Raw genomic sequence first — 14,072 nt, forward strand, 5'->3', positions numbered from 1 at the left:
CTCTTGCGTGCCGGCCTCGCAAGGGGCGACGCAAATAAAAACGGGCGAGGGATGCACCCCCGCCCGTTTTCTTTGCAAGGCCTCTCGCGTTATTTGTCGCGGAACTGGGCCTGGCGTTTTTCGGTAAAGGCCGCCATGCCTTCTTTCTGATCCTCGCTGGCAAACAGCGAGTGGAACACGCGGCGCTCGAACAGCAGGCCTTCGCGTAGCGTGGTCTCATAGGACCGGTTCACCGACTCTTTGGCCGCCATCACGGAAATCATCGACTTTTCCGCGATCTTCTGCGCGGCACTCATTGCCTCTTCCATCAGCTTTTTGACAGGCACGACGCGGCTTACCAGGCCAGAGCGTTCGGCCTCTTCTGCATCCATGAAGCGGCCGGTCAGGTTCATGTCCATTGCCTTGGATTTTCCAACAAACCGCGTCAGGCGCTGTGTGCCGCCAAGACCGGCGATGACGCCAAGGTTGATCTCGGGCTGGCCGAATTTGGCGGTGTCCGAGCAGATGATGAAATCGCACATCATCGCAAGCTCGCAGCCGCCGCCAAGCGCATAGCCGGATACGGCGGCGATGATCGGCTTGCGGATACGCTGAATCGCATCAATGTCTGCTGTGAACAGGTCTTCGGTGAAGACATCGACAAAGCTTTTCTCGCTCATCATCTTGATATCGGCCCCGGCGGCAAATGCCTTTTCCGAGCCGGTCAACACGACACAACGTACCTTGTCGTTTTGTTGCGCCTCACCAACGGCGGTGGCCAACTCTGACAAGAGTTGCTCGTTCAGCGCATTAAGCGCATCCGGCCGGTTTAGTTTGATGAGGGCTACGTGGTCTTCTATTTCGACGATGATCGTCTCATAGGCCATGAAATCTGCTTTCGCTTGTTTCCGTCAGACCTGATTCATTACCATTGTGAGCCGCCGGTTCAACCTATCTTTGGCATGAAGGGCAATAGAAACTGGAGCGGCCCGACTGAACGATGCGGGCGATATGGCCGGTGCAGCCGATGCCACGACAGGGTTCGCCCTCGCGGTCGTAAACATCGAAATTATGCTGGAAATAGCCTAATTCGCCGTCTGCTTGACGGAAATCCCGCAGGGATGACCCACCCGCCAGAATTGCATCGCCAAGCACCTCGCGGATGATCGGAACAAGGCGCGCGGCACGGGCCGCAGAAATTTGGCCCGCCCGTCTTTTGGGCGATATCCCCGCCCGATAGAGGGTTTCGCAGACGTAGATATTGCCCAGACCCGCGACGATTCGCTGATCCAGAAGGGCGGATTTGATCGGCGTGTTGCGCCCCTTGAGAGCCGTGGCGAGGTAGGTTTCATCAAAGCGATTGCCCAAGGGTTCTGGCCCCAGCTTGGCCAAAAGCGGGTGCGCCTCTGGGCTGGCGGTCTCCATCAGGTCCATCGCGCCGAAACGACGGGGGTCGTTGAAGGTGATGCGCGCCCCGTTTTGCATGTGAAAGACGACATGATCGTGTTTTTCGGGCGCGGGATGGTCGTGGACAAAGCGACCAAGCGGATCACCCGAAATCAGCATTCGACCCGACATGCCAAGGTGGATCAAAAGCGTCTCACCCGAGGCTAGATCGGCGAGGATATATTTTGAGCGCCGCCTGAGCCCAAGCACCTTTTGCCCGGTGAGACGCGCGGCCATATTTGCCGGGAACGGCCAGCGCAGATCGGGGCGGTTGATATCGGCGCGCGCAATCACGGCCCCCTCCATCACCGGGGCAAGGCCGCGGCGCACTGTCTCAACCTCGGGCAATTCGGGCATATCTGACCTAATCCTGCTAAAGGGGCGCATTGTAACCCGGCCCCGTCGCCCTATAAGAAGAGCCATAGCAAGGAACGGCAAGACCCATGAGTGACAAAACCACCCATTTCGGATTTGAGACGGTGCCCGAGGGCGAAAAGGCCGGGCGCGTGCGCGGTGTCTTCGGCAATGTGGCCAGTAAATATGACGTGATGAACGACGCCATGAGCCTTGGCATTCACCGGATCTGGAAAGATGCGATGATGGATTGGCTAGCGCCGCGCGCCGGTCAGCGGCTTTTGGATGTGGCAGGGGGCACCGGCGATATCTCTTTCCGGTTTCTTGATCGCGCCGGAAGCGGGCATGCCACCGTGCTTGACCTGACAGAACAGATGCTGATCGAGGGGCGCAAACGTGCCGAGGCCGATCAGATGGCCGCAAGCCTTGATTGGGTGGTGGGCGATGCGATGGCCCTGCCGTTCGAGGATAACACCTTTGACGTTTACACGATCAGCTTTGGCATCCGCAATGTCACCCGCCCGCAAGAGGCCCTGAACGAGGCATTTCGTGTGCTGCGCCCCGGTGGGCGGCTTATGGTGCTGGAATTCAGCCAGATCCCGAATGACATGATGCAAAAGGTCTATGATCTTTATTCCTTCAACATCATTCCGCGCCTTGGTCAGATGATCGCCAATGATCGTGACAGTTATCAATATCTTGTCGAATCGATCCGCCAATTCCCGGATCAGGAGACCTTTCTTCAGATGGTGCGCGATGCGGGGTTCGGACAAGCTAAGTACCGCAATCTCAGCCTTGGTATTGCCTGTCTGCATTCGGGCTGGAAAATCTAGGAATGCGCGGACCTCACAATATTCTGCGTCTCATTCGCACCGGGGCCACGCTTGAGCGGACCGGCGCCATGGGGCTTATCATGGATGCGTTCGAGGCGCCGCCTCTGGTGCGCGGGACGATGCGTTTTCTGGCCTGGCCGTTTCAATGGCTGGGCTACAAGGGCGATCCTGCAACGCCGCCTGCGCCGCGTGCGCTGACCGCGCTTGGGCCGGCCTATATCAAATTCGGCCAGATCCTGTCGACGCGCCCCGATCTTGTGGGGGACGATCTGGCCCAGCAGTTGCGGGTGCTTCAGGACAAGCTTCCGCCGTTCTCGGTTGAGATTGCCAAGCGCAGCATCGAGCAGGAGCTTGGCAAGCCGGTCGAGGCGTTGTTTGAGGATTTCAGCCCGCCAGTGGCGGCGGCCTCGATTGCGCAGGTCCACCAGGCGCGCCTGCGCGAGGATGGTTCGGCGGTGGCGGTCAAGGTGCTGCGCCCCGGCATCGAACGTGCCTTTCGCCGCGATATCGACGCATTCTATTTCGCGGCCCGGACCATCGAGATCCTGGCCCCCGGTGCGCGTCGTCTGCGCCCGACCGAGGTGATCGCGCATTTTGAGGGCGTGGTCATGGGCGAGCTTGATTTGCGGCTTGAGGCGGCCTCGGCCTCGGAATTTGCGGCCAATACCGGAAACGATGCGGGCTTTCAGCTTCCTGAGGTGCAATGGGAGGTCTCGTCGCGCCGGGTCATGACGATGACCTGGGCCGACGGTCTTCCGCTTGGCGATAACGCGGCGCTCGACGGTGCGGGGCACGACCGTTCGGTGCTTGGTGAACGGGTGCTTCAGCTTTTCCTCAATCACGCGCTGCGTGACGGGTATTTTCACGCCGACATGCATCAGGGCAACCTCAAGGTGGCCGCGAATGGCGATATCGTCGCCTATGATTTCGGGATCATGGGGCATATCGACGAATATACCCGCCGGGTTTATGCCGAGATCCTCTACGGGTTTATCCGCCGTGATTACCGCCGCGTTGCCGAGGTGCATTTCGAGGCCGGGTATGTGCCCGCCGATCGCGATGTCGATGCCTTCGCGCGCGCATTGCGCGCCGTGGGCGAGCCGATTTTCGGCATGGATGCCAGCAAGATTTCGATGGGGAGCCTGCTTAGCTATCTGTTTGAAGTAACGGAACGTTTTGGCATGGAAACCCGGACCGAGCTTATCCTGCTGCAACGCACAATGGTTGTGGTAGAGGGCGTTGCGCGCTCGCTTTATCCGCAGATTAACATCTGGCAGGTCGCCAAGCCGGTGGTCGAGGATTATGTCAAGTCCACCATCGGCCCGCGCGCGGTACTGCGCGATCTTGGGCGCACGGCGGCGGTGTTGTCGCGCTATGGCCCGCGCCTGCCCAAGCTGGTTGAGGATGCGCTGATTCGCCAATCCATGCCGGTCGCGCCGCCTGCACCGTCCCGCTGGCCGCAGAACGGTCTTTGGGCGCTTTTGGGGGCTGTCGGAGGGGCCGCAGCGATGTTCGCCCTGACAATCTACAGCTAGAAAGCGCGACCTTATGCCCACAGGCAGGATTGTTTTGTCCAATCGGAAAAACGCACATTGTCGCGAGGGAATGTGATCGTTATCCTGACTCCAACACATAAGAATGCGATTTTGGGACAGGTAGACGATTCATGAGCTTTAGACCTCGTAAAGCGCTAGCGCTGGCTTTTATTGCATTGGCACCGTCGGGCGTTGCCGCAAAGGATCTTACAACAACGGTTACCAACAATTTCGGGACGCCCGGTGGCCTTGTCGATATGCCGACCGCCGAAATGGCCCCCGATGCCCAGCTTTCCACGACGGTTGCGTATTTTGACGGGACCACCAAAACCACCCTGTCATTTCAGGTGCTGCCATGGCTAAGCACAAGTTTCCGGTACTCTGCGATCAACGGGCTTATACCCGGCCCCGGGCGCCCGCCGTTTTCAACCTTTTACGACCGTAGTTTTGACATCAGCTTCCGGCTCTTCAAGGAAACGGATCTGCGGCCTTCAGTTGCTGTCGGCCTGCGCGATTTTGTTGGCACCGGGCTTTTTGGGGGCGAATATGTCGTTGCCACCAAATCAATTGGTGAGAGGTTGCGCGTGTCTGCTGGCCTTGGCTGGGGCCGCCTCGGCAGCTCCGGAAGCTTCGGATCAACTGGCAATCGTCCGACCGATCTGTTGGGCGAGGGCGGCATTCCGAACTATGATCGCTGGTTCCGCGGTGACGTGGCGGCGTTTGCCGGGGCGAGCTACGCGGTTACGGATCGGCTTAACTTTAAGCTCGAATACTCATCGGACGGCTACGACCGTGAGGTAAGAGACGGTATCATCGACCACAAAACACCGTGGAACTTTGGCGTTGATTACAAGATCAGCAATGCCCTGCGGGTGAGCGCCTATTCGTTACAGGGTGATGAGGTCGGCGTGAACCTCACCATGGCTGTGAACCTGCGCGAACCGGCGGTAAAAGGCGGGATTGAAGGTGCGCCTCTGCCGGTTTCTGTGCGCGATCCCGCAGCGCGAAGCGATCTTGGCTGGACAGTGGATGACACGCGCAAAGCCGGTGTTCGCGAGGCTATTGTCACTGGTCTTGAACGCGATGGCATGGCCTTGCATGGCCTGTCGCTTGCGGATCAGAGCGCGCATGTCATGGTGCGAAACAAACGCTTTGACATGAGCTCTCAGGCCGTCGGTCGGACCGCCCGCCTGCTAAGCCGGACCTTGCCGGCCTCGGTTGAGGTTATGACCATCACCCAGGTCGTGGAAGGCGTGCCGACAAGCTCTGTCACTTTGCGGCGCAGCGATATCGAGGCGCTTGAAAATGCACCTGCAAGCGACATGCTTCGTGCGGCGCAGTTCAACGACCCGCTGGCAATTGGCTTGCCTGCGGAGCTTACCGACGACGCGTTTTCACGGTTTTCATGGTCAGTTGGGCCATTCCTGCGGTTCAGCGTCTTTGACCCGGAGAACCCGGTGCGTGTCAATGGCGGGGTTCAGGTGAAGACGGACTATCGCATTGCGCCGGGCTGGGTGGCGTCGGGGTCGGTTTCGATGGCCCTGATCGGCAACCTTGACGAAGTGCGTCTGCCACAGCCCTCTGGCCTGCCGCGGGTGCGCTCGAATGTGGCGCTTTATTCGCGGACAAATGACCCGACGATCGATTACCTGACTATTGCAAAATACGGCCGCCTTGGCCGCGATTTCTATACCCGTGGCACCGTTGGGTATCTTGAAAAAATGTATGCGGGCGCATCGGCCGAAGTGCTGTGGAAACCGGTTTCCAGCAGGTTGGCGCTTGGGGCCGAGGTGAACTATGTTCGCCCGCGCGATTTTGACCAGATGTTCGATCTGCGCTCAAGAACAGGGCCGGGCGGAACAATCCCAGAGTTCAATGGCCATGCTTCGGCCTATTATGACTTTGGCAACGGCTTTCACGCTCAGCTCGATGCCGGACGCTATCTTGCGGGGGATTGGGGTTCGACCCTGTCGCTGGACCGGGAATATGCCAATGGCTGGAAAGTCGGGGTCTTTGCCACCAAGACCGATGTGTCTTCGGCGACGTTTGGTGAGGGGTCGTTCGACAAGGGTATTCGAATTCGTATTCCTATCGCATGGGGGATTGGCAAACCGACGAAGACCACATCCAATACTGTGATCCGGTCGCTGTCTCGCGATGGCGGTGCGCGGCTTGAGGTCAATGGCCGACTTTACGAAACCATTCGCAATACGCATCAACCTGAGATGGCGAAAACCTGGGGGAAATTCTGGCGATGACTTCGCGATATCTTCAAACGGCTTTCGTCGGCCTTGCCTGCGTCGTGCTTGCCTCTTGCGGAAGCGAAGGCGACCGGAGCGGCGAAGCCTTGAGCATACTCAAAGGCGCGTTGCGCCCGTCCAAGACCGTGGCACAGGATCCGCAACAGATCGCGGCCTCGGCCCAGGCGGCGCTTGCCGCCACCGATGCCCCGCTTGTTCTGGTGTCGATCAGCGGGCGCAATGTCACCTCGGTATTGCAACAGATCGAAACCAACGGCGCATATCGCACCTATGGCACCGCAGACCGGCGGAGTATCACGTTCAAACGCGGCATGATGACCGCGAGCCGCGGCTTGGGTGAGGATGTCATGTCGGCGGATATTGATCCGGTGCTTGACCTGGTCACAAGCCGCAAGGCGGGGCAGGCGCAAAGGGTTCAACGATATCTTGATGGTGAGAATATCATCACCGCGCTCGAAGCCACCTGCGATATTACGCCGGGTGCAGAGGGTGAAGTGAATCTTGCGAGCGGTGCGCGCGCCACGCAAAGCGTGACTGAAACCTGCCGTGCGGTGACAACTGAATTCCAGAACACCTATATGGTGGATCGCGCCACGGGCCAAATTTTGCAATCACGCCAATGGCACAGCCCGCTGAATGGCTATCTTGTGGTTCAGACATTGCGCCAATAAGTTCGAGGTGATCGGATTGTAAGACAAAGAAATAGGGCGGCCCGATCGGACCGCCCTAAATCAATTCCAAAAGCGTAATCGCTTAGTTGGTGCCGTCGCTCGAGTCGATCGCTGCAACCGCGATCACGCCGACAACGAGGCCAGCCGCGATGAGGCCAGGTGTGCCAATTGCAAACGCGCCTTGAGTCGAGACGAACGGATCAGCGTTCACATTTGCTTCTTCAGCAGAAACCGGCGCAACAGCAGCAAATGCCAGTGCGGCAGCGGCGGCGAGAGTCGAAAACTTTTTCATGACATTCTCCAGAATAAGGGTAATTCCAAGTGTCCCCAAAGGGATCACAATGTTTATGACATACCCCATCCTAAAAAAAAACTGGTATTTGCTAAAAATCTATATTGTCGCAGCGATTTGCGCATTCTTGCAACGCAAGGTGCCAGGGATCTGGGCAAGGCGATGCGATCAAGGCAGAATCGTCACGGTTGACCTTGGGCAATCTGTTTCAAAGCTCGAATTTCGGCCTTGGCGCGGATTTCTGCCTGTAGATCGCCTCGGGCGTATTGCCATAGGCAATACGCCAGCATGCGCCAATGATACCATGGCGCAATATTAGCATACCTTTTCAAGGTATTGGCGTCTCCATAGGCGGTCAAAAAAACCTGCTTTTCAGCCAGTGAAAGGGCCGTGCCGCGATAGGCCAACTGCATCGCCGGGGACAAAAAAATCGCAATATCCTCGCAGGGATCGCCCACCGCCGGGCATTGCCAGTCGATCAGCCGCAAATCTCGACCCTCGCCGATGATATTTCCCGGCACTGGGTCACCATGTAACAAACAGGTCGCACCGGAGGGCGGGACTTCGGTCTCTGGCAGGAGATCGCGTGCCCGACCGGCCTCGGATGGTGGGCACATTCGGAGAATCATTTCGCCCTGACGGTGCAAGGCAAGGCTGCCATCGGGGGCGGTCCGCAATCCCTCTGGTGCATCGACATGGTGTAGCCGTTTCATAAGCTTTGCCGCCTGTGCCGGGTCGCTTCGCCAGGTTCGGCCCCGCAGGTGTTCATAGATCACGCATTGGCCAAGCGGTGTGGCAAAGTGATCAACAAGTTTTGGCGCAAGGGTATGGCCCTCAAGGTGACGCAAGGCCTGAATTTCGCTCGTCGGATTATTGGGGAAAAGTGGGTTGCGGGTGTCTTGCGCATAGAGCTTTACAACGATTTGGCGGGACCCGTCCGTCACGCGCCAGGTTTGGTTGGTACGCCCGCCATCAAGCGCGACCCACAAGGCCTTGACGGTGCTCAACCCGCGTGCCGTGACCAAGTCGGCCAGAGTATCACGCGCGCAATCTGAAAGGGTGGCTTGCATATTGCCATATCCTGCTGGCTCGGGCCGAAGATTGCCAGACGCTATGCGCTCCGGCCCTGGCAGGCAAGCCAGAGATCAGCTCTCGGACGGTCGAAGGCCAAGCACCTGCGAGGCGGCGATGGTCTGGCCGCTTGCCATCACAAGGTTGATTTCGCCGCCGTCAAGCCGGGCCTCGGTAATGCGCCCGCTCACCTGAGCGTCGTGTTGCGCAATGGTTTCACTCTGTGACATCGAGTGGACCGAGATATTATAATTGCCGTCACGCAGCGGGATGCCCGCCGAATCAAGGCCAGACCATTCAACCCGTCCGCTTTGCGCCGGGATGTCCAGACGCTGGACGATGACCCCTTGAGCGTCGCTTACCACCAGTTCGGCGGCGTCTGCCGCCGGGTCAACCTCGGCGGTCAGGGTGACGGGATCGCCCTTGAAGCTGACAGGTCCAGCGGCACGCGCCTCCATCCCGATCCAACCTGAAAGCTGCCCCATGCCAAGCGTGTCCAGACGTGCGCCAAGGCCGCTGAGAATATCATTGGTCTGCACCTGTTGTTCCACCGTCGAAAATGTGGCCAGTTGTACCGCGAAATCCGCCGATTCAACCGGGTTGAGCGGATCCTGATTGCGCATTTGGGTGGTGAGCATTTTCAGGAAGGTTTCGAAATCCGAGTTGAGCGCGCCGCCGCTTTGGCTGTTGCTGGCCGCATTGGCTGCGGTGTTTGTTGTACCTGTTGCGGCGGGTTGAGTGGCAGAGGTGACATCCATGCGGAGCCCTTTCTATAGTCTGATATCAAGACGATCCGAGATCAGGATCGGGGTGTGGTTAAGGTCTGGTGTTGCGGTCATCGGGTCGTGTTGGCCAGAGCCGCCGGAGGAAGAAAAACCGGCCTCGCCGTCGTTTTGCCCGGTTTGGCCTGAATGCCCGCCGCCAAAGGAAAACTGCGCTTTTCCATAACCGATGCTCAGGAATTCCTGCGCGAGCATATCAATATGGCGGCGCATCAGATCGAGGGTTTCGGGTCGTTCGGCAATCACCGTGACGCTCATCACCCCATCAGTCGAGGACAGGCTAAGACGCACGCGCCCAAGTTCCGCCGGGTTCAGGACAATGTCGACCGGGCGATCGGTCCCGCCCCGCTGTGCCGATGCGGCGATTTGCATTGCGATGTGCTGTGGCAGGTCGGTGCGTTGTAAGAGTGCCGGAGGTGGGACTGTCTGGGCGGCAGTGGTTCCCCCGGTCGCGCGTGACTCAAAAACAAGCGGTTGATCATCGAGGGCAGAGGCGTCTATCTCGGTGATCAGCCGCTTGGAAAGATGCAATGGATCAACAGGTTGCCGGGCCACAACCGGTGGAGCCTGCGGAGCGGTGGTAGCGGAGCTAGTCGGTGCGTTCGTTGCGGTCTGTCGTTCGGCTTTGGCCGTCTCGCCGGGTATGTTTTCAACAGCATCTTCCGCGGACGCAACCCCGTTCCCATGCGGAGTGACGGGGCCGACAGCGACGGTTCGAGGTTTCTGTTGACCTGGCGGCAAGCCTTCCTTTGTGGCCATCTGGGCGGCCCTGACCACCGTGTTGACAGCAGGGGCTATCACGTGGTCCGTATTCGCGGCCCTGCCGTTTTCCGCTTCGGGATTGGACGCCATGGAAAGAGGCAACGCTTGTTGGGCGGCCATCACGTCTGTACCAGTATCAGCCGCGTTGATCTGGGCCTGTTGGTTTGGTTCGATTTGCAAGTCTGGGTCAAGCTGATCACTCGTGTCTTCAACAAACGGGTCGGTCGCAACGCCGTACTCAGTTTCGGCCTCACCGTCCGGATACACAGTCGCCTCCATCCCTGCATCATCCTTCGTGGTTTCGGGCTCGGCAGTTCTGTTGGCGTCCTGCGCCTTTGGTGTCTGAGCGATACTTTTGGTGACGTTACCCTCTTGAAAGAGTGTGCCAAACGCATCTTTCATCGCGTCCTGGGTGGCGCGATCCTTTTCTGCGCCGCGACCGGGGGTTGGCGTGGGGGGCGGGCCTTGGAGGGGGCCATTGGCAATGAGTGGTATCAGCATAGTGATGCTCCGGGATTTCTTCCGCGTTGTGTCGAGCATGTCAAAAGCTGGTTACTGCTTCTTTACCGCTTTGGGGTCTTATCGGATTTAGTTTGAGCAATTCGAGGTAATCCCGTGACAGATTCTTTACCAATCCCCCCAACCGCCCACGTGGCGAAACCACCCGTTCAGAGCACGCCAATGCGAGACGCCGCAGAACGGCTGGAAGCCAGTTTTCTGGCGGAAATGCTTAAATCAGCGGGGTTTGGCGAGCAGGAAAATTCCTTTAGCGGCAGCACCGGCGAGGATCAGTTTGCCTCGTTTCATCGTGAGGCGCTTGCCCTGCAAATGGTGCGCAATGGCGGTCTCGGACTTGCCGAAATTTTTTATCAATCCCTGATGGAGAAGACCAATGACGCATGATGCGGAACAGCGAATCACGAATCGCCTCGATAGCCTTTTGGAGATCGAACGCGAGGCCCTGTTGAGGGGCGATCTACAAGCAATAACGGCGCTTGTTGATGAAAAAGAGAGCCTAATTGATGCGCTCAATGCGATGACCGACAGCGTGCCGTCTGACCTCAAGGAACTGCAGGCCAAGGTCACGCGCAATCAGGCACTTCTGGACGGCGCCTTGCAGGGTATACGCAATGTCTCGGCCCGCATGGCGGCGTTTCGGCGGATGCGCCGGTCGATGGAAACCTACGATGAGTTTGGCCACAAACAGACGATTCTCGGCGAGGTCGAGCGCAAGGTTGAAAAGCGGGCATGATCCGCTTTTGATTAAAAAGCCGGATTTATAGACGATGGGTTTTAGCGTTCCGTTAGGGGTTTCAGGACCATCCTGAGCGTGCATCCGAAAACGGGTGGCGCAGCCCGGAAACTTACCGCTGGCTGCATATGTCAGAACGACAGCTTAGGCCGCTTCCACGATGGGAGCGGGACATGAAACTGGCGGAAACCGCCAATCTATAAGGAAAATGCTATGTCCAGCATTCTGACAAACAGCAGCGCCATGGTGGCCTTGCAAACTCTGAAAACGGTCAATTCGGACCTTGCCAAGACCACGGATGCAATCTCAACCGGTAAGGAGATTGCGACCGCCAAGGACGGTGCGGCCATCTTTGCAATCTCGAAAGTGATGGAAACTGACGTAAGCGGTTTCAAGGCGATCTCAGACAGCCTAAATCTGGGCGAAGCCACTGTTGCGGTGGCCTCGGCCGGCGCTGAACAGGTCGTCGACATTCTTCAGGACATCAAAACCCTGATCGTTTCCGCCACCAGCGAAAACGTCGACCATGGCACGATTCAGAACGAAATCGCTGAAAAGAGCGCGCAAGTCGCCTCGATCGTCGGCGCGGCACAATTCAACGGCGCAAACCTGTTGGCGGCAGACGTTGACGGTAACGGCGGCAACAGTCTTACAGTATTGTCATCGCTTGACCGGGTTGGCACTGCCGCGCCAACGGCGGTTAACATAAACGTTGGCACTGTCAATTTTGAGGATAACGTTGATTTGGTCGCGGATCTAACCGCGATCACTGACACGGCCACTGCCGCAACGGCATTGGGTGAGATCGAGACTTTCCTGCAAACGGCAATTGACGGGGCAGCCGCTCTGGGTGCATCCGCCAACCGTATCGAAGGCCAGAATGAATTTGTGTCAAAACTGACAGACGCAATGACATTGGGTATCGGTGCACTGGTTGACGCGGATCTTGAACAGGCCTCGGCACGTCTGCAAGCGTTGCAGGTGCAGCAGCAGCTGGCAACACAGTCGCTGACCATCGCCAACCAGGCGCCGCAGGCGATCCTGTCGCTGTTCAGGTAAATAGAATCAGGGGCGCTCGAACGGCGCCCCTGACCTCTGCTTTGCAAGAAATTTTACCTGAAAGGACATGACGTGAACGCAATGCTCAGGGCGCAGAATGGTTATCTCGACGGGGCGCATCCGATACGCACTGACCGCGACAATGAATACAGCGCCTTTGCCCGGATTACTCATAGGATGAAATCCGCTTCAGCGCGGGGCAAAGATGGGTTTAGCGATCTGGTTGAGGCCGTGTACCACAATCGTAGACTGTGGACAATTTTGGCAACCGATCTTGCCGACGCGAATAACGGTCTACCAAAAGACCTGAGGGCGCGGCTTCTCTATCTTGCGAAATTCACCCGCCATCACAGCAGTCAGGTTCTGGCGGGGCGTGCCTCGGTTGAGGCGCTGGTTGAAGTCAATTCGATAGTCATGGGCGGTCTGCGCGACAGAAAGGTGCAGTCATGAGCGGGTTGGTTTTGAAGCTGAACCCCAAGGAACGGGTGCTGATCAATGGTGCGGTCATTGAGAATGGTGACCGGCGGTCGCGTCTGTCGATCATGACGCCGAATGCCAATATCCTGCGGCTGCGCGACGCCATCCATCCCGAAGAGGCGACCACGCCGGTGCGCCGGGTGTGCTACGCGGCTCAACTTGTTCTGACTGGCGATAGCGCCCCGGAAGAGGCGCGCCTGCAATTGTTGCGCCGCATCGAAGAGCTAAGCCAGGTGTTGCGTGATCCCGATAGCCGGGCCCATCTGGCCCGCGCGACAAAGGCGCTTTTGTCGGATGAGCATTACCAGTGCCTGAAGGCGCTGCGTGCCCTTTTGCCGCGCGAGGACCGCCTTTTGGCGCATCGCGCGTCATGATCTTTCAACCGGTCCTTCCGTTGGGCGGCCTTGCTGGCTGGTCCTTGTTGAACAGAACGCTGGACCGCCAGACAGATCTGTTCAACAAAGATCCGCTGATCGTACGGGATACTGAGTATTTCGAGCAGAATATCAGCAAGGTACAAACGCCTGAGGACTTGGTTTCGGACCGACGTCTTCTGCGGGTGGCGCTTGGCGCATTCGGCTTGCAGGATGATATCGACAACCGGGCCTTTATCCGTGAAATTCTGGAAGAGGGCACCGCTGATGATTCTGCCTTGGCCAATCGGCTGGCGGATGACCGTTACAAGCAGTTTGCCGATGCCTTTGCCTTTAAGGATCAGCCAATTCCGCGCACGCAATTGCCGACATTCGGGACTGAAATCACGGCGCAATTCCGCAACCGAGAGTTTGAGACCGCAGTTGGGGAACAGGACGAATCGCTACGTTTGGCGTTGAATGCGAAACGAGAGTTGGGTGATATAGCATCGGGTGATTTTTCGGGTGACACAATTTGGTTTCAGATTATGGGAAATCCACCGTTAAGGCGGGTATTCGATGTGGCCCTTGGAATGCCTTCGACTTTTGCACAGCTTGACGTTGATCGCCAGCTCGAGGTTTTCAAATCACGCGCCTCCAGCCAGCTTGATATTTCTGATCCGTCCGAATTGGTTGATCCGGACGTGCAGGAGTGGTTGATCCAGCGATTCTTGCTGCGTGATCAGATAGACAGTTTTGCGGCTCAGTCGCCGGGATCCATTGCGCTGACCCTTTTGCAATCGGCGCCGCGTTTTTTCTAGATAAGCCGACTCTCGAACCGCGACCTGCCAGTGGTCTTGCTCGCGTCATACAGATGTTGTCCCACTATGCTTTGCGCAAGACAAACAAAGGCCCTCGGTGCAGCAAGGGTGCACCACTGACCAT

The 14,072-nt window shown here is 57.9% G+C and carries 16 protein-coding genes; 10 read left to right on the forward strand and 6 right to left on the reverse strand.

From position 1 onward, the window contains the following. Positions 1–89: 89 nt before the first annotated feature. Together BMZ91_RS14780 and mutM are read right to left on the reverse strand one after the other, a co-directional pair. The gene (locus tag BMZ91_RS14780) at positions 90–866 is read right to left on the reverse strand and encodes an enoyl-CoA hydratase (protein ID WP_092840582.1); all 777 of its coding nucleotides are present in this window, start codon (positions 864–866) and stop codon (positions 90–92) included. A gap of 64 nt (positions 867–930) precedes the next feature. Continuing rightward, positions 931–1,782 (reverse strand): bifunctional DNA-formamidopyrimidine glycosylase/DNA-(apurinic or apyrimidinic site) lyase, encoded by an 852-nt coding sequence (gene mutM, locus BMZ91_RS14785; RefSeq protein WP_092840585.1) that lies wholly within the window; start codon positions 1,780–1,782, stop codon positions 931–933. Positions 1,783–1,868: 86 nt separating this feature from the next. Between mutM and ubiE the strand changes: the two genes are divergently transcribed. From ubiE to BMZ91_RS14805, 4 genes are all read left to right on the forward strand, one after another. Beyond that, the gene (gene ubiE, locus BMZ91_RS14790) at positions 1,869–2,612 is read left to right on the forward strand and encodes a bifunctional demethylmenaquinone methyltransferase/2-methoxy-6-polyprenyl-1,4-benzoquinol methylase UbiE (RefSeq protein WP_092840588.1); all 744 of its coding nucleotides are present in this window, start codon (positions 1,869–1,871) and stop codon (positions 2,610–2,612) included. A gap of 2 nt (positions 2,613–2,614) precedes the next feature. Continuing rightward, complete coding sequence (gene ubiB, locus BMZ91_RS14795; RefSeq protein ID WP_092840591.1) at positions 2,615–4,147, forward strand: 2-polyprenylphenol 6-hydroxylase; 1,533 nt, start codon at positions 2,615–2,617, stop codon at positions 4,145–4,147. A gap of 131 nt (positions 4,148–4,278) precedes the next feature. Then, positions 4,279–6,405 (forward strand): YjbH domain-containing protein, encoded by a 2,127-nt coding sequence (locus BMZ91_RS14800; RefSeq protein WP_092840594.1) that lies wholly within the window; start codon positions 4,279–4,281, stop codon positions 6,403–6,405. Between the two features lie 89 nt (positions 6,406–6,494). Further along, on the forward strand, positions 6,495–7,079 hold the full coding sequence (locus tag BMZ91_RS14805) for a YjbF family lipoprotein (RefSeq protein WP_177193880.1): 585 nt from the start codon (positions 6,495–6,497) through the stop codon (positions 7,077–7,079). Between the two features lie 82 nt (positions 7,080–7,161). Here the strand turns inward: BMZ91_RS14805 and BMZ91_RS14810 are convergent, their stop codons facing one another. From BMZ91_RS14810 to BMZ91_RS14825, 4 genes are all read right to left on the reverse strand, one after another. Then, a complete protein-coding gene (locus BMZ91_RS14810; RefSeq protein ID WP_143076354.1) occupies positions 7,162–7,371 on the reverse strand; it encodes a hypothetical protein in 210 nt (69 codons plus the stop codon). 182 nt (positions 7,372–7,553) lie between these two features. Further along, positions 7,554–8,441 (reverse strand): phosphotransferase family protein, encoded by an 888-nt coding sequence (locus tag BMZ91_RS14815; protein ID WP_092840604.1) that lies wholly within the window; start codon positions 8,439–8,441, stop codon positions 7,554–7,556. A 75-nt stretch (positions 8,442–8,516) separates the two neighbouring features. Beyond that, positions 8,517–9,200, reverse strand: coding sequence for a flagellar hook capping FlgD N-terminal domain-containing protein (locus BMZ91_RS14820; protein WP_092840607.1), 684 nt, complete (start codon positions 9,198–9,200; stop codon positions 8,517–8,519). 12 nt (positions 9,201–9,212) lie between these two features. Further along, positions 9,213–10,388, reverse strand: coding sequence for a flagellar hook-length control protein FliK (locus BMZ91_RS14825; RefSeq protein WP_177193881.1), 1,176 nt, complete (start codon positions 10,386–10,388; stop codon positions 9,213–9,215). A 279-nt stretch (positions 10,389–10,667) separates the two neighbouring features. On the opposite strand from BMZ91_RS14825, the gene BMZ91_RS14830 reads away from it, so the two are divergent. The 6 genes from BMZ91_RS14830 (at position 10,668) to BMZ91_RS14855 (ending at position 13,948) form a co-directional block, all read left to right on the forward strand. Then, a complete protein-coding gene (locus tag BMZ91_RS14830) occupies positions 10,668–10,889 on the forward strand; it encodes a rod-binding protein (protein ID WP_092840613.1) in 222 nt (73 codons plus the stop codon). Further along, the gene (locus BMZ91_RS14835; protein ID WP_092840616.1) at positions 10,879–11,238 is read left to right on the forward strand and encodes a flagellar protein FlgN; all 360 of its coding nucleotides are present in this window, start codon (positions 10,879–10,881) and stop codon (positions 11,236–11,238) included. The genes BMZ91_RS14830 and BMZ91_RS14835 overlap by 11 nt, the downstream gene beginning before the upstream one ends. Before the next feature lie 213 nt (positions 11,239–11,451). Next, a complete protein-coding gene (locus tag BMZ91_RS14840; RefSeq protein WP_092840619.1) occupies positions 11,452–12,297 on the forward strand; it encodes a flagellin N-terminal helical domain-containing protein in 846 nt (281 codons plus the stop codon). Between the two features lie 81 nt (positions 12,298–12,378). Continuing rightward, complete coding sequence (flaF, locus tag BMZ91_RS14845; RefSeq protein WP_177193884.1) at positions 12,379–12,747, forward strand: flagellar biosynthesis regulator FlaF; 369 nt, start codon at positions 12,379–12,381, stop codon at positions 12,745–12,747. Further along, positions 12,744–13,148: a flagellar biosynthesis repressor FlbT gene (flbT, locus tag BMZ91_RS14850; RefSeq protein ID WP_092840624.1), complete on the forward strand. Its 405-nt coding sequence runs from the start codon at positions 12,744–12,746 to the stop codon at positions 13,146–13,148. The genes flaF and flbT overlap by 4 nt, the downstream gene beginning before the upstream one ends. A 47-nt stretch (positions 13,149–13,195) precedes the next feature. Next, the gene (locus BMZ91_RS14855; RefSeq protein WP_342741954.1) at positions 13,196–13,948 is read left to right on the forward strand and encodes a DUF1217 domain-containing protein; all 753 of its coding nucleotides are present in this window, start codon (positions 13,196–13,198) and stop codon (positions 13,946–13,948) included. Positions 13,949–14,072 lie beyond the last annotated feature (124 nt).

The organism is Roseovarius lutimaris (assembly GCF_900115165.1).
Classification (GTDB): Bacteria; Pseudomonadota; Alphaproteobacteria; order Rhodobacterales; family Rhodobacteraceae; genus Roseovarius; species Roseovarius lutimaris.